The 20992-nt window shown below is 46.7% G+C and carries 17 protein-coding genes; 7 read left to right on the top strand and 10 right to left on the bottom strand.

The genetic code is table 11. The features are described from left to right. Positions 1-3: 3 nt before the first annotated feature. Entirely contained in the window at positions 4-1032 is a 1029-nt protein-coding gene (locus ACIDITHRIX25_RS71345) for a Rieske 2Fe-2S domain-containing protein (protein WP_201732425.1), read from the bottom strand. A 183-nt stretch (positions 1033-1215) separates the two neighbouring features. Continuing rightward, complete coding sequence (locus ACIDITHRIX25_RS71340) at positions 1216-2433, bottom strand: CaiB/BaiF CoA transferase family protein (RefSeq protein WP_201732424.1); 1218 nt, start codon at positions 2431-2433, stop codon at positions 1216-1218. A 532-nt stretch (positions 2434-2965) separates the two neighbouring features. Between ACIDITHRIX25_RS71340 and ACIDITHRIX25_RS71335 the strand changes: the two genes are divergently transcribed. After that, complete coding sequence (locus ACIDITHRIX25_RS71335) at positions 2966-3769, top strand: class I SAM-dependent methyltransferase (RefSeq protein WP_152626033.1); 804 nt, start codon at positions 2966-2968, stop codon at positions 3767-3769. On the opposite strand, the gene ACIDITHRIX25_RS71330 is transcribed toward ACIDITHRIX25_RS71335, so the two are convergent. Then, positions 3750-4424 (bottom strand): PH domain-containing protein, encoded by a 675-nt coding sequence (locus tag ACIDITHRIX25_RS71330; protein ID WP_201732423.1) that lies wholly within the window; start codon positions 4422-4424, stop codon positions 3750-3752. The genes ACIDITHRIX25_RS71335 and ACIDITHRIX25_RS71330 overlap by 20 nt on opposite strands. 357 nt (positions 4425-4781) lie before the next feature. Here ACIDITHRIX25_RS71330 and ACIDITHRIX25_RS71325 point away from each other — a divergent pair, with 357 nt between their 5' ends. Beyond that, positions 4782-5900 carry a D-alanine--D-alanine ligase gene (locus ACIDITHRIX25_RS71325; RefSeq protein ID WP_052605837.1) on the top strand — a complete coding sequence of 373 codons (1119 nt, stop codon included), beginning with the start codon at positions 4782-4784 and terminating at the stop codon, positions 5898-5900. Between the two features lie 849 nt (positions 5901-6749). Here ACIDITHRIX25_RS71325 and ACIDITHRIX25_RS71320 read toward each other — a convergent pair. The 3 genes from ACIDITHRIX25_RS71320 to ACIDITHRIX25_RS71310 form a co-directional block, all read right to left on the bottom strand. Then, positions 6750-8342 (bottom strand): Mur ligase family protein, encoded by a 1593-nt coding sequence (locus tag ACIDITHRIX25_RS71320; protein WP_201732422.1) that lies wholly within the window; start codon positions 8340-8342, stop codon positions 6750-6752. 22 nt (positions 8343-8364) lie between these two features. Next, a complete protein-coding gene (locus tag ACIDITHRIX25_RS71315) occupies positions 8365-9153 on the bottom strand; it encodes an alpha/beta fold hydrolase (protein ID WP_201732421.1) in 789 nt (262 codons plus the stop codon). A gap of 254 nt (positions 9154-9407) precedes the next feature. Then, positions 9408-9701 carry a hypothetical protein gene (locus ACIDITHRIX25_RS71310; protein WP_201732420.1) on the bottom strand — a complete coding sequence of 98 codons (294 nt, stop codon included), beginning with the start codon at positions 9699-9701 and terminating at the stop codon, positions 9408-9410. Positions 9702-9940: 239 nt separating this feature from the next. Here ACIDITHRIX25_RS71310 and ACIDITHRIX25_RS71305 point away from each other — a divergent pair, with 239 nt between their 5' ends. Then, positions 9941-10162 (top strand): hypothetical protein, encoded by a 222-nt coding sequence (locus ACIDITHRIX25_RS71305; protein WP_052605833.1) that lies wholly within the window; start codon positions 9941-9943, stop codon positions 10160-10162. A 90-nt stretch (positions 10163-10252) separates the two neighbouring features. On the opposite strand, the gene ACIDITHRIX25_RS71300 is transcribed toward ACIDITHRIX25_RS71305, so the two are convergent. Beyond that, positions 10253-11416 (bottom strand): ribonuclease D, encoded by a 1164-nt coding sequence (locus tag ACIDITHRIX25_RS71300; RefSeq protein ID WP_201732419.1) that lies wholly within the window; start codon positions 11414-11416, stop codon positions 10253-10255. A gap of 68 nt (positions 11417-11484) precedes the next feature. Next, positions 11485-12030 (bottom strand): flavin reductase family protein, encoded by a 546-nt coding sequence (locus tag ACIDITHRIX25_RS71295; RefSeq protein ID WP_201732418.1) that lies wholly within the window; start codon positions 12028-12030, stop codon positions 11485-11487. Positions 12031-12132: 102 nt separating this feature from the next. Here ACIDITHRIX25_RS71295 and ACIDITHRIX25_RS71290 point away from each other — a divergent pair, with 102 nt between their 5' ends. Next, positions 12133-12540, top strand: coding sequence for an HIT family protein (locus tag ACIDITHRIX25_RS71290; protein WP_201732417.1), 408 nt, complete (start codon positions 12133-12135; stop codon positions 12538-12540). A gap of 18 nt (positions 12541-12558) precedes the next feature. Here the strand turns inward: ACIDITHRIX25_RS71290 and tyrS are convergent, their stop codons facing one another. Together tyrS and menD are read right to left on the bottom strand one after the other, a co-directional pair. Continuing rightward, positions 12559-13848, bottom strand: coding sequence for a tyrosine--tRNA ligase (gene tyrS / locus ACIDITHRIX25_RS71285; protein WP_201732416.1), 1290 nt, complete (start codon positions 13846-13848; stop codon positions 12559-12561). A gap of 445 nt (positions 13849-14293) precedes the next feature. Further along, complete coding sequence (gene menD, locus ACIDITHRIX25_RS71280; protein ID WP_201732415.1) at positions 14294-16057, bottom strand: 2-succinyl-5-enolpyruvyl-6-hydroxy-3-cyclohexene-1-carboxylic-acid synthase; 1764 nt, start codon at positions 16055-16057, stop codon at positions 14294-14296. A 189-nt stretch (positions 16058-16246) separates the two neighbouring features. On the opposite strand from menD, the gene ACIDITHRIX25_RS71275 reads away from it, so the two are divergent. From ACIDITHRIX25_RS71275 to ACIDITHRIX25_RS71265, 3 genes are all read left to right on the top strand, one after another. Then, positions 16247-17050 carry an alpha/beta fold hydrolase gene (locus ACIDITHRIX25_RS71275; RefSeq protein ID WP_201732414.1) on the top strand — a complete coding sequence of 268 codons (804 nt, stop codon included), beginning with the start codon at positions 16247-16249 and terminating at the stop codon, positions 17048-17050. 1539 nt (positions 17051-18589) lie between these two features. Continuing rightward, a complete protein-coding gene (locus ACIDITHRIX25_RS71270; protein ID WP_152626030.1) occupies positions 18590-19372 on the top strand; it encodes a response regulator transcription factor in 783 nt (260 codons plus the stop codon). Positions 19373-19379: 7 nt separating this feature from the next. Further along, positions 19380-20744, top strand: coding sequence for a sensor histidine kinase (locus tag ACIDITHRIX25_RS71265; protein ID WP_160291826.1), 1365 nt, complete (start codon positions 19380-19382; stop codon positions 20742-20744). Positions 20745-20992 lie beyond the last annotated feature (248 nt).

Genomic DNA, 20992 nt, shown 5'->3' with positions numbered 1-20992 from the left:
AGGTTACATCGCATCCTCACTCAATCTGCGTCGAAGTTCATTCCTAAGAGCGACCGTAATACGATCGGCTTTGGTATGGACTTCAAAGCGTAAATCCAGCGGGAAACCATCTGTCTTATACTGCTCATGAAGTAGTAGATCTTCTTGAAGAACACGCTCCTCGAAGGCGACCGCTTCATCCATCTCGGCTTGCGAACCATTCATATCATTTCGCCAGAGAATGCAAAACAGGCGAGAGACACCATCTCTTACCGGCGATATGAAAAATCCGATCATATTGACGCCATCTGCTTCCAAAAATGATATACGCAAGCTCAAGCTAAAAGGCGCCACATAGGTGTAGATCAGTTCACGTCGCTGAATCAACTCTCGCTCCCCCAAAGCAACGCCTGGATCTTCACGATTGGCAAATTGATGTGCATAACGCGCAGTAAAACCACCCAACTTGGAGATAATCTCATAATTGTCAACCAGCCTCGTCGCCTCGTCGCCAAAAGTTTGAGTGTGAACGAAGGGGAAATGCGCCATATCAAGAAAGTTGTCAGCCAAATAACCACAGTGCTGGCGGACATTCTTTGGAACCAGATACCCTGCCATAAAGGCACTATCTGTCGCCTCAGAGATCTCAATTATCGGTGCGTTAGGCTCCTTGGGGGCGAGAAAGATTATTCCATACCGGCAGATAACTCCATATGCGACCTCTAGACGGGCTGTGGGTGGAATATGAGCTTGATCTTGTATGGCTGGGATCTCTATGCATCTGCCGCTATCATCAAAGCGCCACCCATGATAGCCACAACTGATTATGCCATCACAAACAGTGCCCGTAGACAATGGCGCGCTTCGATGAGGGCACCTATCTCGATATGCCACCAGGGAACCATCAAACGTCTTGACGATCAGCCAATCGACATCCAGAAGTGTTGCCTTCACCCATCCATCGGTGATTTCCGTCTCAAGAGCGACAGGGTGATAAAAATAGCCTAGCCGTGGATCATCGTTCTTCAAAACGTCGAGACTTTGCGACGTCACAGCATTCTCCCTGATGGTTCCATTAGCTTGACTATTCATCCATCACTATTTGGGTCTTTCACCCACAATTGAATACGATGAATCTAGTTGATACAAGAACTAGACCCGATCAGTTTTTCGATTACGGATATGTTACACAATTTTATCTCCTACGGCCCCGATACAACTTCTGTAGCGGTCACGCTACCTTTGAATTTGAAAGATCTCCATGATCTTTTCCCGATCACGTCCAGGATAAGGAGGCAACCCTGGCACACTAGGACGTGTCGCATTAAAGATTGGCCCTGGAGAGGGTTGAGACACTCCTCCAACTTCACTAAATGAGCCACGAAAACGGCTATGGGGGTGGTCAATCGCTTCACTAGGAGTGAAAACCCCAAAGGTGCAAGCATCTATGTCGCCCAAGAGCTCTTCAAAGTAGGACCGATTCTGACCAAGGAAGATCTCGCTAAAGGCACTTCGCATCGCCGGCCAAGTTGCCTTATCGTACTGCTTTGAGAAAAGTTCGTTCTCACTTTGTCCCAAACGATCAATCAAAGTCGCATAGAACTGAGGCTCCAAAGCTCCAACCCCCACATATCCTCCGTCCTTGCACCTATAGATTGAATAAAATGGCGCTCCGCCATCTAACAGGTTGCTATCGCGTTCATCGATCCAAGAGCCATTCGAGCGCATACCAAAGATCATCGATGCAAGCGTCGCCGCCCCTTCAAACATAGCGGTGTCAATCACCATGAATCGCTCCTCTAAAGCACGCCCAGCTAGAGCTGCAGCGATCGAAAACGCCATAAACATGCCACCGCCGCCAAAGTCACCAACGAGGTTTAGAGGGATCACAGGTTCGGCTTCAAACGGACCAATCATCGACAAGATACCGGCAAGGGAGATGTAGTTCATATCATGACCAGCACGTGCCGACAATGGTCCACTTTGGCCCCAACCAGTCATTCTGGCATATATCATCGTGGGATTTATCTTCTCGACATCCAATGGGCCAAGCTCTAGACGCTCCATCACTCCGGGTCTGTATCCCTCTAAGAGCACATCACTCTTGGCAATCAACTCCTCCAGGACTCCACGGGAGGCAGGGTCCTTTAGATTGAGGTCGATCGACAACTTAGAGCGGCCCATCACATCTGATAGGTATCGCTCTTGAAGTTCGCGGTCATCTTTTTTATCACCATCTATGGCTCGATCGACTCTAACGACTGTCGCCCCTAAGTCTGCTAAGAGCATCCCACAGAATGGACCAGGACCAATTCCGGCAAACTCCAGCACTCTAAAACCTAAAAGCGGCGCAGAGTTACTTATCATCGCCTGGCCACCGCTACCCGAGGCGATCAAAGCGTCATTAGGCACAGCGACATTAGATACATTCTGGCCGTCACCCTTTCCAACCATGGTATTTAGTCCTCTCTAATAAGCCTAATAAAATGTTACCGGGGTCAAAAGTCAATCTCTAGAGGCTCCTACCTTGGAGTAAATGGCTTGCCGGCGCCCCAGGGTTGATTCAACAGTATCAAAACGCTACCTCACGTTTGATTCAAAAGGTTACTAGTATCAAAGTTGCAATCGCCCTAATCTCAATTGTTCTAGACAATCTTGCCCTCGAAAGCGTTTCATCCTTTGGACTTTAGATCGAGGTCGTAGATGCAAAAGAAAAAGCGCGCACTCCCTTGGTGACGGCTAAAACTAACTACGACGAGAAGGCCACCCTAGGTCAAACCTAAATGGCGCCGTTTGAATTGCGGCTTTATCCTATGGTCCAAGTTTCACTCCCAATTGCGAGTGAAACGATTGGCCTATTACCTAAGGTGAAATTAGTCGATCGATGCAAGCAAAATATGATCTTGTTGTCGCCTTGGAGTGGCTCGGAATAGTTTTTAGGGCTATTGTCTTGATATAAAGATCCAATTGCTTGAACGAAAAGTCTATGAAGTCACGATTAGAGAAGCTAAATTCATTTTGGTCAACGTCCTTAGAGAGATGGGCGATTCCAGATTCCTTCACCAAGGCAAAGGGCCTTGAACCCTTCCGCTTGGATCCTTTGCTCTTCTATCCGGACTTCTCACGAGCACAAACACCAACAGTTCGCGAAGTCAGAGAGGCTCTCGAGCGACTTGACCCAAGCGACCGTAGCTTGCTTGACGTAGGGGCCGGAGCAGGTGGCATTTCACTCTTGCTGAACCAGACATTTTCCCATCTAACAGCTCTCGATGCGAGCCAAGAGATGCTTGCCCATCTGAAAATAGCCGCTGACACCCTTCAGATACCGCACCAAAAACTCACGACCTTGACGAGCAAGTGGCCGACTTCGCAACCAGTCAGTGCCGCTGTTGTGGTCTGTGCGAACGTCCTTTATAACATTGCATCGCCTGTAGAGTTCATATCAGCATTGGTCGACTCTTCTGCAGCTCAGGTGGTAATAGAAGTCACTGCTATGCATCCACACTTCAGCACGCGTGAAATCTGGACCAAATTTCATCACTATGAACGACCCATCGACCCCAACTACGAAATTATCGTCGAAATCGTTCGTGCATTGGGTTTCGAACCAAAGATCGACCGATGGGAGCGTCCTCGTGGAGACTTTCGCGATCCGACAGAGCTAAGTAGGATAGCTGCTCGAGCATGTATAACCAAGGATCACTACGAGGAGCTTTCTCACTTTCTGAGCCTAAACCCGCCAGCGCCTACTGCTGTGGTATCTATCAGCTTTAAGAGTCACCGCTCATAGGAGCACCATGGTCTCGTTCGAAGCGTGCAAACAATATCGCTTTATAGCGCTCGAACTCATTTCGAGTTATTAGACCTTTATCAAAAAGATCTCCCAACTTTGCTATCTCATCGAGTGCCGAAAAGAGAGCCGCTGGCGCTGCAGCACCTGTCCCTTTGGTGTTACGTGCCTCTCTGGCTCTATTAATAGCAGCCTTTAGCTTGGCCGGTTGTGGGATAAAGTGCAGGTTAATATCTGAATCCTCGCCAAGGGAGGCGACTCTCAGATTACCGACTCCGATCAATCTCTCAAAGAGAGGCGAATTGAGTGTTATCTCACCGATTCTCTCAAGTGGAACCTCCGAACTTCGGATCGTAAAAACTCCCGACGCCGTAATCAGCCTCCTTGGAGTAACTACGCACTCAATTCGCCTCCATTGAAGATATTTAAAGACAAAGTAGCAAACCGCTACAATCAAAAGACAGCCAAGCAAAAACTTAATCAGGATCGGCAGCCAAGGCAAGATAAATATCGAAGTGAAAAAGAGTACCGCCATGACAAAGGCCGACGCCACAGCGCGAAAGAGGTATAGAAAGTGCGGATTGGTCACATAAAGGACCTCTTCACCCGCATCGGTGAAGCGCTGTTCGGCTTTGTCTTCGAAATGATCTTGCACTGATAGGAAAGTGTAGCCTTTTGAGGGAACCCTTCGAGTTCGTTTTGATGCCAATATGATCAAAGTCAGATCATAAAATCACCAAAGATCGAATATTTGATGGTCAAATTGATAAATCCCCAGGATGGAACCGTGAAAGGCTTTGCTACCAATCGATGGTCCGAGTGAATTTTCCTACTTTCCTTCCAAATAATAAAGACCTTAAATTACTTAGGCGGCAAAAATTTCAGATGGGCTCTAAAGAGATCTTCGGGTAGGCTGGACATCTTGAAGTAGCGCAAATCTAAAAAATGCCCCAGCGGGTTCATTTGCGCACTAATTACAATTTATGACTAAATACGAAGTAGGAGAAAAGATATGGCAAACGTCGCTGTTCTCTTTGGAGGCATATCACCAGAGCACGACATCTCCATCCTGACAGGCCTCCAAGCGGAACGGGGTCTTTTGAACTCCATCCACAAGGTGTCTAGTATTTATTGGTCAAAAGGTGGGGACTTTTTTCTGCTTCCAAATGGCTGTGAGGCCTCCTCTTTCGCAAGCGGATTACCAGCAAAGGTAGAAAAACTTACAATTCACCTCGGGGATTCTCCTGGGTTCTATCAGGGCGGCAAGAGCTTCTCTAAGCCAAAAAAACTTGAGATTGACGTTGTTTTGAATGCCTTACATGGCGGACCCGGCGAAGATGGTAGCTTACAAGCCCTTCTAAATCTTGCGGGAATCAAATACAGCGGCCCGGGCGCCTTAGGTGCTAGTTTAGGAATGGACAAGCTCGCATTCGCTGGCCTATGCGCAAACTTGGGGATAGCCCACTTAGACCGGCACCTCCTGAGCCATACGACCCAACCACAAACAATCACCTTCGGTTCACCATTTATCCTAAAACCTAGGTACGGGGGCTCATCCATCGGAATTGACGTGGTTAGCGATCTCGAAACCGCTAAGGCTAGATTGCGAACTAATGTTCATCTAAAACTGGGTGCAGTAATCGAACCATTTAGAAGCGATCTTTTCGATCTACAAATTGCGGTAAAAACATTCCCTAAATTAGTTCTGTCGGCCATTGAACGACCGCTACGAGACAAGTCTGGCGGGGAATTTTTAACTTACAAGGACAAGTACGTAGGCGGCACAGGCATGGTGGAGGCTCCTCGTGAACTTCCAGCAAAACTATCGGATGTCATCAGGGAGTCAATCTACAACTACGCCAACCGCCTTGTAGATGCGGTGCCACTGAGAGGAATAACCCGAATTGACTTCCTCTCAAACGGAGTCGATGAACTCTATGTCAATGAGATAAATACCATACCTGGAAGTCTCTCTAAGTATCTATTCATAGAACCTATGATTCCATTTGAAAATCTACTCCTAGACCTAATTGCTGAAGCAACCGAAGTTAGCACCTTCGCACCTACCACCGCAGGAGCTGATGGATCGGCGCTCTCATCCGCTGGCACTATCGCATCTAAATTAGGATAGATTTCACTGCTGGTTGATTTGCCACGTTGCCTTTTGAAATAAGAGATGAACGATACGGCCCCCATCGTTTCAAAGTGGCCGTATCATTCATCTCAATAGATTTACTACCACGCTCACTTAGCGTCTTAGTAATATTGGACATGACAAAGTCGCCAAAATCCTTTAGTGACTTTGGCGCCTGTTCTAGGCACCAAAGGAGTTCTCCACAACCCTGCGGAAAGACGAAAGTGACTTTCTAATCCAATAAAGGGAGGTTTATCCATAATAAATCTCGAAAAACGAGACATCTAGTATCGAATTTCAGATACGTTGATGGTGGTAGCAAGCTCCACTTATGCGTGGTCGCAAGTTGTGGAATAGTCAGTTGTATAGATGACTTGTTGAACACCTCTGGCCGCGAGGTGGTCGAAGTCGAAGAAAGTCACGCTATCGAGATAGATAGCGACCGCCTCAACCCTAAAGCCACCCAGTGAGTGAACCGCAACACCCCACGGAGATTTACTGGTCAGCCGACAGTAAGAGAAACAATGGTCAAGCTCTCTTTCGTGATGGCACGGGGCACACTTGGCTCGTAAGCCAGATGGTGCACATCTCTCCTTGGGCGCCGAAGGAGCCCTCAGAAGGCAGGGCGGGCACGTTATGGAATAGAATTTGGGTCCAGTAAAATAGCCTGTACCATTGTTCGGGCGTTCTATTATAGGCACTCATAGATCTGTGAAGGGGCGGCCAAAGACGCCATAGGCTGCGCCCAAGAAATACCATTGTTTACCTATAGCCGATAGGCATTTCAAGGCCTGTTTTTATCTAACCAAAGAGGCATTTAGGCGTCTGGGTATTTAGGCATAGTGGTCAGGCATAGTGGTCAGGCAAGTCATTCTCATACAAAACAACATCACCGGAGGTTGAGTTAGCTTTGATCCATTTGACCGCTGCATCTCTGGTGGGTTGATATGTGATTCGCACCTTAGAACGTCCCGATTGGACTTCGCCAAGTGCTCCTCGATGTAGAGCTCGTTTATTGGTTAGTCCCACGATAACCAAATCGGTCGCGACTGAGGCGATCTCTTCGCCGAAAAGTCGATTCTCATCGTACTGACGATCTCCTAGCTCTACCATTCCTGGGGTAACCACGATCAGCTTAGAACCGGCAAATAACATCGTTGCCGCCTGCGAAAGAGCCATTCGCGCACCAGAAGGATTTGAGTTGTAGGTATCGTCAACTACCGATGCCCCACTCTCAAGTTTGGCTATGTTCATACGGTTCTTGGCAGGCTCTAGAGATGTAAGAGCGCTCCCAATTGCAGCTTCAGTGACTCCAAGCTCTAAAGCCATAGCCACCGCGACTGCCAAATTGGTCTTGGCAACGGGTGTCATAGTCGAACCTATGCGCCTTTGATCGTGGTAGACGACGTTACGACCGTCGTCATCTGTCAATACTGCGACACTGCGTGCAAGTTCCACGCCAGAAACACGCCAGATCTTCTTGCCTTGACGCTCAAGCTCGCTCGCCAAAACCATCAAGCGGGGGTCATCGACATTCAACACCACGACCTCTGCATACTTGGCTATCTCTGTCTTTGCCTTGAGTATGTTCTCCTCAGAGCCAAAACGCTCAAGATGAACAGGGCCAATGGCAGTAATCGCGACCACAGTTGGGCGCACCCATTCAACAAGAGCGGCAATCTCACCAGGCCCAAAAGTGCCCATTTCAGCTATAAAGAGGTCAGTACCTGGAAGGAGATTCTCATTAACTGTACGAGCCAATCCAGCTCGGTTGTTGTAGCTAGCAGGAGAAGCCAGAGTTGATATCGACTCCCGACACAATTGAGCCAAATAGACCTTGGTCGAAGTCTTTCCGAAGGAGCCAGTGATTGCAACCCTCTTGGGATTGATCGAATTAAGTTTCGAAGTTGCCGACGCTACAAAAGGGGCTATCGAACGCTCCTCTAGAGGGGCGGTAATCCAGGTACCTAACTCTACTACCAAAGATGCAATTGCCATCTCAACAGCACCAACTGAAGATGCCAAACCAAAAAAGTAAGAGGCAACCGATATGACGAAATTTATAGCGAGAGTCACGCCAAAGAGCAATCGCGCACGACGGGTCCACTTTAAAGGCGAAGTTCGACCTTTGATACCCAGTCCCAAAGGCAAAACCAATGTCAAGATGCCGACCGAAATGAAACAAAAGACCGACGAAGAGACAACTGCCGGTCTTGATGTGGTTGCAAAGAGCAAAAGTATCATGACAAACGAAAGAGAGAAATTCCAAGCGTTGTCGCGAGCAAAGTACCACCGAAGCATGAATCGAAAGACATATCCTGGCACATAGTGCTCGCGTTGAGCCACACGTATCCATCGAATTGCCGATACTCCAGAGATAGCAAATGCCACCACGAGGAAGATCGGCGAAGTTGCGACATTAATTTGCGACAGAATCATATTTGGCCCTCGCCGATTCCTTTCAAAGGGTTCCTAAGCGATTATTGCTTATTTCGTCAATCGTTTTCGAGAGGCTAGAGCGATCACTAAAGATGGCAAAATGGTCACCATCAGCTATCACATCCAACTTTCCACGCGGCAAGATCTCAAGCGCCCTCCGTGCCATATCTATTGGGGCAGCACTATCTAGGGCGCCCCAGATCAAAAATGTATCCACTTCGATCATACTTAGAGCATCGGAGTAGTCTTCATTGACCGACTTGACAAGGATATCTCGGATCACTCCTTGAGCATTTCGATAGTCCAACGAGCCGTGTTTTGACTTGATCTTATCCAGCCGAGGCGCTCCAATTATCCCCTTCGATGCTAGGAATTTGGCGATCGATAGAGAAAGAGGCACAGAGCGAGACGAGCCACCTCGAAAGAGAGGAACTCCAGATACAACCAGCGACCCAAGCCACTTCGGACGAGCGGCCCCGATTCGAATCGCGATCCGGCCACCAAAAGAATGGCCCACTAAGATAACCCTGGAATCCTCTCCAAAGGCGTCATCGCCACTAAGGAGTTCACAGATCGCGCGATCTATAGCACTCGCATAATATTGTGTTCCCACCGGCTCGTCCGGAGGGGCAGATTCGCCAAAACCTGGTAGATCAAAACGAACTAACCTGAAACGATTCATGTCCAAAGTTGACACCAACTTCAAAAAATCATTTGAAGTTCTTGACCAACCATGAAGCGCTACAACAAGTTGAAGGCCATGGCCATCAATCTTTGCGAATATCTTTCCATCATCAAAAGCTCGGAGCAATTCTACGCTTTCATAAACCAATCAAAATACAAATCTCAGCGACCATCATCCAATTGGGCAAGACTAATTGAAAGTGAGCCCATTTGAATCTAGTCCGAAAGAGGCAACAAAGATCACCTCAGGGCCGTCCATGGGAAGACCTATAAAAGCGACTAAGCACCCATATAAGCCAACCCATCAAGTCTGGCGCTCGATAAGATACTGCACTGTATAAGATACTGCACTGTATAAGATACTGCACTATCAAATCTCAACTAATGACGTCCGTCAATAATGCGATGAACACCCTTGACGTCTCTGTCATATTCATCATCATCATCGTCGTCGTCATCTTCTTCATCTTCGTCATCATCATCGTCGTCCAGGGCACCGCTGGAATACAGTTCCCCTTCTTCGAGCAATTGTTCTTCCTCTGAGGCGGCCATGCACCAATCTGCATGCCCGCGCACCGAGTCACCATTACATTCAACACAACGAACGACAGGTTTGACAAAGGCTCGCTTGGCCATCCGTGCCTCTTCGTAACGCCTATGTCGTCCTTTTTTCACCTATTACTCCCCTTAATACTTCGAGCGAAGGAGCCAAACTTCCAGTCGCGGAAGGCGATGCACATCGCCGATAACTCAAAACCGCAACAATCCCAAATCCGCTACCTTCGCCGTCACCGACGGGTACAAGCTTGTCGTGACCATCTGTCTATTCAAGATGCCAATTTTACCCAAAACAGCCTAGTAGCGCATCGTTAACGGTGCTTGCAATACTTTGCATTCAAGATAACTTATTAACTATGAGTAACACTGAGTTTAGTCCCGAAGAGATGATTAAAAGATTCCAAGCCCGCGCTCGCGCCGTTAAAGCTCGAGGAATTCCCCCAGTAGAGGGACCCGAAAGACAGAGATTTATCCAACAAGCCAAAGACGACTATATGGACTTTGCTATGCTCGGTGACGCTAACGCGTCATTAGAGGACGGAATCCTAGTCTTTCGCATCGACCTTAGACCTAACTAATCACCAACTATGTTCATTGTCGACCTCAAAATCGACACTCAATCTACCATGAAACCTCTGGAGAAGAAATTTATCTTCCGCTCTGAGAATTTAATGTATTACTTCTCCAGAGTTCTCTACCATTTCAATTTCACCGTTCGCCCCAAGGGCTAGCGCTATCTCACCCTTCATCAGTCGGTCAACGTAATCACCAACAACCAACTTTCTCCACCCCTTGGACAACCTACCTTGAGGAACACTACCAAATAGCTCAATGATGTCGCTGCGACTCCCCAAAAGATTGGCGTCGATCTTGAGCTGCTTAGCTCTGCTCGTCAACCAAGTGTTCAAAAATACCGCAGCGCCACCGGGAAGCTCAATCGGATCTGGCATAGACATCTCCTCATCGGACAGTCCTTGTGCCTCTAGCGCCTTTGCAACTACAGAGATTATCTCGATATCCGCCCCATTTAATAAACTTCGAGAATCCACTCCTCGAAGGGCTTTGAGCTCGGAGACCCTTTTGGGTAAGTTTTGAGCGATGGTAGCAATTGCTAGGTCAGCCAAGATAAACCTAGGCGGGCGGTCCTCTTCGATAGCTCTTGTCTCTCTCCAGGCCGCTACCGCTATAGCTACTTGTTTACTTCTACCCTTTAGGCCCCGTATCTCCCGAATTTTTTGCCAGGCACGATTTGGCTCCATCATCCCCGAAAAGTCCTGTGAAATGTAGTCACCCAACTCCTCGACTAACCAATCCAAACGATCCAAATTTACAACAGCGTCCACTATGGCATCGCGCAAATCAACTAAATAAAGTACGTCTTGAGCCGCATATTTGAGCTGATTCTCCTCGAGTGGCCGAACTAACCAGTCACTCAAACGATCAGATTTATCCAACTCAATTCCTAAGAATTGTTCCACCAGTGATCCAAGCGAAGGCGTTGAATAACCAAGAAAACCGGATGCAATTTGCGTGTCGAAAAACTTATTTGGAACAGTTCCAACCTTACGATTTAAAATCTCCAAATCTTGATTAGCGGCATGGAAAACCGCCTCGGCATCGGATTCAAACACCTCTGCCAGTGGAGCCAAGTCTACTCGCAACGGATCGATTAAAAATACCTCGTCGTCAGCTGCAATTTGTACAAGCGCCAATTTGGCAAAGTAGCTTCGTTCTCTGTGAAACTCCGTATCGATAGCGACCAATTCAGCGCGCGAAAGGAACCTAACAGCCTCCTCCAGTGTTCTAACGTGTTCAATATAGCGATGTGCCACCTAATTCAAACCTTCCTAAGAAACCTAGCTTCTCACTTAGCGCTAGCAAAGGAGTTGTCTTTCCTTTGCTAACCTCCATAATTCATCTTTGTATCGGCCATGGATAATACATCGCACTCACTGTCAAAGAGCGCCATATTAGTGACCTCGCCAAAAAACACGAAATGACTCTCGAAAGTTACCTTCGATTGAATCTGTCCCTCAATCACTCCAACGCCATCTGGAACAAATGGATCCAAATTAGAGGTTAGAGAAAAAGTATTCCCCTCAATCTCCAAAAGATCTTCTGTAAAATTAACGACTTGGTCGCCTTTTACGTATCGCCTAATCAATGAACGTTGAGCGGTCTTTAATATTGAAAGCGCAAATGTCTTTGTATGGTCCAGATTTCGGGCCGTCTTCGAAGAGGCCTCTACCGAAAACATCAAAATCTTTGGAGAAGTCGCCACCTGACTAACCCATGAGGTCGTCATCAAATGAGGTGCTTTGTCGTAATTGGTTCCCAAAAGATACAGCCCGGTGGGCAAGGACCACAGAAGGCGCCTTTGGTCACGCAAATATGTCAACTCCTCTTGATCTCTCGAGGTCTCTTTCGATGGCTCACTTTGTTCCATCGGTGACTCAAATTTCAATGCGTATCCAATACCTCTGGTGCAACCTTAACTAAGTCGCAAAACTTTCCCTATTTGTCGAGCCTAATTGATAGTATCAACAAAGTGACCTGCACATTTTGCGATATCATCGAGGAACACTCGATGGGATATATCATCTACCAAGATTTAGAGACTACCGCCTTTCTGGATCGATCACCGGTCGTAAAAGGTCACGTCCTAGTAGTCCCAAATGCTCACATCTTAGAGATAACCAAGTGCGACCCACAAACCCTTGGTTCGTTGATGGTGGTAGTAAAAAAAGTTGCCCAATGTCAACGTGCAGCTCTAAAAGCAAGCGGCAATCTGATATTCAACAACAACGTTATTGGCCAGAGCGTTGCACATCTACACTTTCACGTAGTGCCAAGAAGCAACCACGATGGCTATCGGGCGTCGTCTAGTCCCTCGTTGAAGTACGAGTCGCAGCAGCAGATGCAATACTATCGCGAGATTCTAGGAGCCTCAATCTAACCTCAACTGCTTGATTAACTATTTGGCATCCACCAGAAGATAGTCTCGCTTTCCCTTTCGAAGTAGAACCGCTCCAATTCCGAGCAAATCATCCAGAGTAACGACTCTCTGATCATCTTCAATTCGACGATTATTGAGATAGAGTCCGCCCTGTTGAATCAATTTCCTTGCCTCTGATTTGGATGTCACCAATCCAGCACCAAGGATAAATTCGACGATATTAGCCGTCTGAATCAAGAGATCTCGAGCAATTACACTTCGAGGCGCACCTGCCAAGGCCATCGATAACGCCCTGTCATCCACCGAGTAGAGGTCGTCGCTAAAGAGAGCCTCGGAGGCATTGACAGCCATCGCTAGACCATCGCTTCCGTGGACCAATTCGGTCATAGAGCTAGCCAATGCCCGCTGAGCTTCGCGTTCTTCTGGTCGTTGGATGGAACTATCGATTAGGTCTTGAGTCTCATCACGGCTAAAAAAGGTAAAGAACTTTAGGAGTTGGCTCATCTCTTGATCTGGAGAACGAAGAAAGAACTGATAGAACTCATATTCAGAAGTGCGTTCTGGGTCTAAGTAGACACCTCCGTTTACGCTCTTTCCAAACTTTGTCCCATCGGCCTTCAGCAACAAAGGCGAAGTTATTCCATAGACGCTACGTTGCCGGGTCTTTCGAATCAGTTCAATTCCAGTGACCACGTTTCCCCACTGATCAGAGGCGCCCATTTGGAGATTACATCCATAGGTATCACTCAAATGAGCAAAGTCGGCAGCCTGCAAGAGCATATAGCTAAATTCAGTAAAGGAAAGGCCGCTATCGCGTTCGTCTAGACGAACTCGTACTGAATCTTTCATCATCATCTGATTTACAGTAATATGCTTGCCAACATCCCTGAGAAAGTTCAAGATGCTGTAGTTTGATAGCCAATCAGCGTTATTTAGGAGATGTGCCTTAGCCGATTTGGATTCAAAGTCTAAAAATTTGCCGAGTTGCACTCTAATCTTGGCCACATTGGACTCCAAGACATCTTGATCAAGCAAATTGCGCTCTTGGGAGCGCCCCGATGGATCGCCGACCATACCTGTGGCCCCACCAGCTAACGCGATAACTGAATTACCAGCCAGTTGAAGACGACGCAGATTCAGCAGTTGGATCAAGTTGCCAACGTGCAAAGAGTCCCCAGATGGATCAAAACCTATATAAGCTACCGCTTCGCCGTTATCAATTAGATCTATAACTTGGTCGTGACTTACTTGATAGATAAGACCACGCCATCTAAGATCTTCCGAAACCCTGAAATTTGAAGCGCTCATAGCAATCATCCTAGTGGCACTAGCGATGTGAATTTGTTCCTTGGAGGACCATCACTCACCTTGGATTGCATGGATCATCTATTTTTTGTTTGACGTTTCCATCTAAATCTATCCCTGGTCAATATCGTTGATATCGTCAATATGTAAAGAGCAAATCGATCGGAACTAAAACCTCCCAAAACCGCAGATAGCCAGCACTGCAGATAGCCAGCACTACCCTAGAACCTCCCACCTGGGGATCTTTCCTCGCCGACTCTGCCTCTTTGACTCTTCGTCGCCCATGTAGCTACCCACTCAATGGCCCCATAATTGATGAACCCCAAACCAAGGTGACGACAGCCGCTACTAAAGCGTTCCAAACAAGCAGAGATCTCTCAAAGTCTTGGTCACTATTTGGTGGCGATTTCTAATGGGTTTTGGCTCATCTTTGGTGATGAATGATAAATCAATCGATGGAGAACTCTTTTGCGATCGCCTCATTTATCTTTTTATGAGCCGCCAGATTTTCGTCTCGGTCGCTTTTGATCACCAGGAGCGAGGTCTTTCTGCTTCCTCTGACCTCCTCAATTGCGCTTTGAATTCGTGATGCATCTTTTGATGTTTCTACATCAATCCCAAACCCTCTAGCAATGCGGTCTAGGTCACTATTATGTGGAGTTCCAAAGAGTGTTTCAAACGACTTCTCATCGACGATATCTTTTTGTGAAAGAAACGAGAAGATGCCTCCACCATTGTTGTCAAGAACGACGATTAGAGCTGCTAAATCAAGACGGGAGAACTCCCTTAAAAATGAGACGTCGTATAGAAACGAGAGGTCACCCAAGATCAAAACCGCTATCGTATCGGGACAGAGCGCACTTAAATGGCTAGCACTTCCAGAAAAAGTCGCGATAATCCCATCGATCCCATTGGTGCCTCGGTTCTCCAGGATCACCGGAAAGCTATTCTCATTTGAGGCAAAATTCTCAAGGTCGCGAATTGGCATCGATGCTGATACAAACAAGAGGTCACTTGGGAGCAAATGTCGAACTACCTCACGAATCGAACGAGTCTCTACGCCAAGGTCCAAAGAGCCCTCGATAACCTTTTCAATTCGGCCATCAGCGTCCAAAAAGGCGTTGGTAAAGGCTTCGATATGTTTAGAGGGCTCTTCGATTGCTTGGCCAGAAAGTTGCGCTACCAATCGTTCAAGGTTGCCAACTATGAACCCCGAAGCCGTGCCCTCTGGATCCCATGCTCTACGCCCAGATCGAAAGACCTTGGTCAGTGGGCCATTGTCATTCGACGAGACCCTCGCTATAAATTGCGAAAGCACCTTAGAGGCAGATGGCATTCCAAAATATAGTATGACCTCTGGAGTCAAGGCCTCCGTTAGGGTTCCTTGTCGTAAAATTGAATCAAAGTGGGTAATGGCAAAACGAGAACGCCTCACGATTCCAGCACGAGGATCGACTAGCGTCGGCCAACCAAGTAGTTCAGAGATCGCGAATATAGCTTCTAATTGACGATCTTCTCCAACCACTATGAGACCACGTCTGACCGAGCATAGAGTGCGCGCGAACTCGTAAGTCTTGTCGTGCGAGGCGAGATCTATCTTTTCGTACCAAGGCTCCTCGTTTCCCCTACCCTGAAACTGCCCGTTTGGTTCGTATTGGGGTGAAATCAACGGCTCCCTAAACGAGACGTTCAAATGAAACGGTCCCCCAGGTCCAAATAGACCCTTGGCCTCTAGGACAGCCCTTGAGATCGATGATCGAATACTGCTCCAAGCTCCTTTAGCGCCAGCATCAATCAAGATCCTCCCCACCACGAAACCAGAATACAGCTCAGTCTGATTTATCGTCTGTGAAGATCCCGTTCCATAGAGCTCAAGCGGCCTATCGCTACTAAGTACGATCAGAGGTAGACCCGAGTAGTAAGCCTCGGTTATGGCGGGGCTCAACTCCACAGATGCCGTACCTGAGGTAGTCAAAATAGCAACGGGAGCATTAGAAGCCTTCGCTAGCCCGAGCGCGAAAAAGGATGAACTGCGTTCATCTAAAATGACTCGAGCAGAGATACCATGGTGAGCAAGGAACGCCAAAGCTAGCGGAGTAGATCTCGATCCAGGAGAGATGGCGACATAGCGAACTCCATTTCGATAGAGCTCATCCACTATTGTCATAGCCACGAACTGATTACCAACTGCCTCGTCGATTTCGAAAGTCAACTTACACCCAATTTACAAAACATCTTCCAACCAAGAACGAAGAAAGAGAACTTAACCGCCACTTCTTAGTCGCCAAAACCTCAAATTAGATTCAACCTTCTAAGATAAGGAAAAAGTTCCCTAAATTTATCCTTACATATCTAGGCTATCATCAATCACCAAGAATGACTTTAACGAAGGTCCCGGGAAATGGCTAAGATACTCTTCCACACAATAGCGCCAAGCGCGATTCCAACAAAGTTACAAGACGAAAACAAAATCGTGCTAATCCACGGTTTTACCCAAAATGCAAAAACCCTTACTCCCTTTGCGCGCCTCCTCGCAAAGCTAACAAATCGACCCCTGCACTTAGTCGATTTACCAGGCCACAATAGCCAAAACCCTCCAAACCTAAATCTCAGAGAGATCGCGGAGATGCTAGGCGACACCTTCGGCTCCGCGGTTTTCATCGGATACTCCCTAGGAGGTAGAATCGCCTACCACATAGCGATCCATCGACCCGAAGCCGCAGCCGGCCTCATAGCGATAGGGGCAAATCCGGGCTTGATCGATTCAAGTGCTCTCCAAAGTCGCAGAGAAAGCGATGAGAAGCTAGCACTATCACTATCGCAAATCACTAACGAAGCAGAGCTCAGGAAGTTCTTGATGAAATGGCTCTCTGCGCCAATCTTTGGAGGAATTCATCCAGATCAAGCTCAAATTGGATCACGCCTTGTGAATGAACCCATAAAGCTGGCACAGTCTTTAAAATCAACGGGTTTAGCCGGACAAAGCTACCTTCTTGAAGAACTAGCATCGCTAAAGGTGCCCTTTGCTTATCTTTATGGCCAAAACGACGCAAAATTCGGCCAAATCGGCCACCTCATGAAAGAGCGCCTCAGAGACAACCTAGATCTCATTGAGGTCGCCTCTAGCGGGCACTATCTCTTGGGCGAACGCCCATACGAATGCGCCATAGCCATATCCCAGTTTCTCACCGCATCCAACATATAAAGACAACTACCGCTGCGAGCTCTTTTCGTCATAGTCGAAGTCGTAATGGGTATAACAGTTGAGATAGACAAAGTCATAGGAATCCTGCAGGAGGGTCGATTATTTTCGTGCGCACCAAGCAGCCCTAAAGAAGTAATACAAGCAACCTTAAATAAACAAGTAACAATCAGAGCGCTCTGATTCCATTTCTACCACCAAAATCCCCCTCGGGCATAATGACCATCCTCTAAGTTTGTATAGGTCGGCCTAGCTTGCCAAGAATCAAACTTTCGATCTTGATTCACCGCGCCATCTCTATTGACGCCCCAATCCGATTCATCTCAAAGGTGTCGAAATCGAACTTCGGGAGTTGCCAGCAAGAAAATAACGCCCAAAGTGGAAATACCTTCGCGACTTTGGAATCAAAGCCGGCGCATAGGTAAACTCCGCCTTAACAGTAATCTAATTCTTAACAACCTAAACGCTAATAATGAAGTAAAACACATTGATCAACTGTTAGAATATGCATTCAGCTTTACAGTTGTACCAATCAATATGACCTGTAATAAACCGAAACAAAAAGCTTTTATGCTTTATTATTATGATTCTAAATTACTATAGTTAGAAGATTTTAAATCACCAATAGACTACATCATGCATATTCCTACTACAATAAAATATTTCCTTAACCACTCATATTCAAAAATTATCGACGTATAAATAAGGTACACAAAGTGAGCAGTCAATATTCAATTCAATCAAATAGCCTCATTGTATAGCGACATATGAATCCTATCCGAACAAAATCATAATTTCGACATTGCCAACTATTATCACAAAAAACTCCCGCTATATCATCGTAAATAAGGAAAGGCCAGGACTCGGTAATATCGTCTGTCATAAACCTTGCTAGAGTCCGATCCTTATCACAACCCGCAAACGATAGAGATCGCCAAAGGACAATCCACGACTACAACGACGGCTTGCGCAAGCTGAGAGTGCATAAAGAATCCAGGTTTTGGGATTCACTAAATATCAGGACTACCCACTAGATGTGATAGATCTGCAGATTTCCACCTTTTTAGCCGTGGCTAATTAACAATAATGATCTGAGAGATTTATCTTCATCTGATCAATTATTTCTTAGAAGACCAAGTCAGGATATTTCAAATTATCCTCCCCTTAGTCATATCTAATTTGAAATTTATCTGTGACTGTGTGGCTCGTATAATAGGTCAAACTTCGAACATCTCAAGCCATCATCTTGATGAGCTACCACCAAATCAGCAATCGTTAGATTCGGTTCCAAATAGATGAACCATCGCGAAAGATATGTCATTTGTCGAATCTCATCGGAACTGCAATTGCCATATTCCAAGATGGATATCTAGGATAAGCATTGAAATATACGGAATGGTACTTTTAGATCTATCTCATCGGAGCTGCAATTTCACGCGAGCGCGCCCATCAACAAAACCGATATAAACTAGAAATTAGTTCATATCGGTTTTGGCATCGACAAAAATCGCTCGAAAGCACAATCAAAATGAGGCATCTGTCTTGAGTTCACAGGATATTTCATCACAAGACGATTCTGTCCCACTATTAGCATATGGTCCCCAAAAAAAAGGTAGTGCTGGACCTGAGGGTCCATCGAGAATCCTACTAATTGAAGACGACATCGAATTGGCATCTTCGGTAAGTCAATTTTTATCTGAGAATAACTTTATCGTCGAAGTAAAGACAACTCTAGTTCAGGCCAAAGAGTCGCTATCGCGCTTTAGCTACGATGCTGTCATTCTTGATCTGATGCTTCCCGATGGAAGCGGGATTGAAATATGCCAGTACGTCAGAGAACATTACGACTGGACACCGATAATTATGGTGACGGCTCTTTCCACCCTCAATGATCGAATTTTAGGGTTTGATGCGGGCACCGATGACTACCTGGTAAAACCTTACTCGCTAGTGGAACTCGCAGCTAGGCTCAAAGCTCTATGCCGTAGAGGCTTAACTCTTCGTCCCCCAATGGTATATTTTGGCTCATTGACGTTAGATCCGCTCTCTCGTAGTCTGCGTCGCAACGGAATTGAAATCGCACTAACCCCCCGCGAGCTTCAGCTACTTGAAACCCTTATCCAAAGGGCTGGTTTTGTGGTCTCAAGAAAGAGTTTAATAAATTCGATATGGCACGAATCGACAGAGGTTGCTCCAAATATTGTCGATCAATATATGCGACGACTAAGAAAAAAGATCTGCGGAGTAAACAGTGACATCGAGATCGAGACCTTGCACGGCTTAGGCTATCGTCTCAAACTCATCACCTCTAAAAATGTCAATTAGATTGAGAATGGCGATAGTCTTCGCCATCGCCACGCTTATTTTAACGACGCTTGGCGGTTGGTACCTATACGTCAGCAACGCCAATACCATCAAATCAACGATCAAGGCAAATCTAAATGCACGCATTGCAATCTTGGAGTCACAAACCAGCCAATTTATCTTCCCCCAGACGGCTACCGCTCTCAAGGCGAAATTGAATAGCGATCCCGAATTTCTCCAGATCTACAACGCCAAATTCCAATTGCTCTATTCAACCATCGAAGCCGGAAGTTCAAGTCAACTCTCAAAAAGTCAATTGTCCAAGGTTGATGCATCGCCGACATATCTACTTCTAGGCCAAAGAAGCGACGGCAAAAGGTACCTCGCCCAGGCAATCCAATACGAAAGAACCAAACAGATCTTCCTCATCGGACTTGGAACCGATCAGCTAACAGATTCAGAGGGAACTATCTTCTCTAGAATCATCTTTGGGATACCCCTGCTCGTCCTATTGGCTGCCTTTGGGGGATTTTGGCTAGCTACCAGAGCTCTAAAGCCAGTTGAGCGTCTTCGATTGGAGGCGGAACGACTACGAAATGAGGGATCCACAAAGTCGCTAGCCATCCCAGCGACCAAAGACGAACTGTCCTCTCTGGCGATCACACTCAATCACTTTCTATCCGACGTAGGAGAGTCTATAGAGCGGCAGAAAGTCTTTGTTGCCTCTGCTAGTCACGAACTTCGAACGCCTCTGTCGAGAATAATGGCCGATCTGGAATTGGCTTTAACTCCTAATCGAGACCCCAAAGAGGTTACGAGGTTGATCGCTCACACATCTAATTCAATCATGAACTTGAATCTGCTCTGTAATAGCCTGTTGATGTTAGCCAATGGCGAACGACACGAGATAGAACTTCAAAAGCGACTGCTTCCAATTGGAGATGTCATCATTGAGAGCATTACCCCATATCAAAGTGCTGCCCTAGAAAAAGAGGTGCTGCTCGTTTTGGATCTAGATGAGCAAATTAGGGTTGAAGTCGATCCGGCCCACTTTGGACGAGTCATCGAAAATATGATGGAAAATGCTCTGCGTTTCGCACCTCATGACTCAGTCATCACCATCTCAAGTGCAATCACAAACGATCAAATATCAATCTCAATCAGCGACATGGGGCCTGGATTTCCACCGGAATTCATCTCTGAAGCATTCAAGCCATTCTCCCGCGCCGTTAGCAAAGATTACAACACCAGAGGAGTCAACACTGCAGGTCTGGGCCTTTCCATCGCCGAGATGATCGTAAAGCTACATAACGGATCTATAGTTGCAAGCAACCAACTCTCAGGTGGGGCCGTGCTGACAATATATCTTCCGTATGGCAACAAGAAAATGTGAAGATTTATTTGAATCCACAGAGCAAACTATCCCAAAAAATAGATAGCATTCCGCCCGGAAACAATACAGAACTCTCCTAATCTAGGCATTGACTGCATTTTCCCGTTTCGATTTCCTGCTGTGATTTCACAAAGAGGGCGTTGTCTTGAATCTATGAATCAAGGCCAGCAAAGTTCTAATGATCTGCTTAGCCAAGATCATTCTGATTATGAGGAAAGTGACAAAGCAAGCCCTGTAGTCTCGAACTA

The organism is Acidithrix sp. C25 (genome assembly GCF_904848545.2).
This window is presented reverse-complemented; position numbering and strand designations above follow the sequence as displayed.